The sequence below is a fragment of the Pseudomonas sp. BE134 genome, assembly GCF_031456105.1.
Lineage (GTDB): Bacteria > Pseudomonadota > Gammaproteobacteria > Pseudomonadales > Pseudomonadaceae > Aquipseudomonas.
Window position 1 is genome coordinate 1 of sequence record NZ_JAVDUA010000071.1, and the last position, 1,358, is coordinate 1,358.

A 1,358-nucleotide genomic window follows, 5' to 3' on the forward strand; every position below is an offset into this window, starting at 1 on the left:
GAGGGTGTACTGAATTCTGTGTAAACGGCGTTGCTGTTAATCCTGCAAAAGCCTGTCTTCGAACTGGATACTGAACCTGTTCAAGGCCCCCGCCCAGTCCCTGATTGGCATCGTCCATTTCTTGCTGATGTTGTTCAGCGCCAGATAAAAGAGCTTCATGACCGCATCGTCTGTCGGGAATGAAGCTCGGCTTTTCGTCACTTTACGCAGGCTCATGTTGATCGATTCGATGGCGTTAGTGGTGTAAATCACCTTACGAATCTCTGGCGGGTAATCGAACAGCGGGATGACTCTCGCCCAGTTCTTTCGCCAAGATTGACTAATCAACGGGTAGCGTTCGTCCCATTTGGCTTCGAAGTCAGTCAATTTCTGCTCAGCCATTTCGACGGTCGTTGAGCGGTAGATAAGCTTGAGATCAGCAGCCGCTTCACGTTGATTTTTGTAGGCGATGAACTTCAGGCTATTGCGAACCATGTGCACGATACACAGTTGAACCGAGGCTTTCGGATAGACCACTTCGATGGCCTCAGGGAAGCCCTTGAGCCCGTCCACGCAGGCGATGAAGATGTCTTGCACCCCGCGTGTTTTGAGCTCTGTGACGACTTGTAGCCAGAATTTGGCGCCTTCGGTCTGGGCGATCCACAACCCCAGCACTTCTTTTCGGCCTTCCATGTTGACGCCAATAGCCAGATAAACCGCTTTGGTTCTGACCGCGCCGCTGTCGCGTACTTTGACGTGAATACAGTCAAGGTAGAGGATCGGATAGAGCTCATCCAGAGGACGTGACTGCCAGACCTTGACCTCCTCGCTAACCGCGTCGGTAATCGCCGAGATGAGGCTGGGAGAGACCTCCGTGCCGTACATCTCCTCCAGGTGCCCCTGGATTTCCCGCACGGTCATGCCCCGGGCGTACAGCGAGATAACTTTGTCGTCGAAGCCGGTCCAGCGTGTCTGGTGTTTGGAAATGAGCTGGGGCTCGAACAGGCCCTGTCGGTCACGGGGAATGTCCAACGGCAGCTCGCCAAAGTCGCCCTTGAGCGTCTTGCCGCTATGGCCGTTGCGCGCATTGCCTTCAGCATTGGTCACCGCGGCGCTTTTGTCATGACCCAGGTGCTCGGTCATTTCAGCTTCCAACGCTCGTTCGACGAGCATCTTGGTGAGCTGCTTGAGCAGGCCGTTTTCGCCGATCAGATCCTCGGGCTTTTTATAATTGGCCAGCAGGCTGTCGGCCAGTTTAACCAGTTCAGGATCAGGCTTGACTCGTTTGGCGCGCTTGGGTTTTGGCTCGGTCATTGGATTTCCTTGGGGTAGGCAGTCTCCTGCCAAATGACCGTTTACACAAAATTAATTACACCCTC

General features: G+C 54.2%; 1 protein-coding gene. It reads right to left on the minus strand.

Going from position 1 to position 1,358, the window contains the following annotated elements; all coding sequences use genetic code 11:
* Positions 1-36 precede the first annotated feature (36 nt).
* Complete coding sequence (locus tag J2Y56_RS28355; RefSeq protein WP_007948769.1) at positions 37-1,293, minus strand: IS256 family transposase; 1,257 nt, start codon at positions 1,291-1,293, stop codon at positions 37-39.
* Positions 1,294-1,358 lie beyond the last annotated feature (65 nt).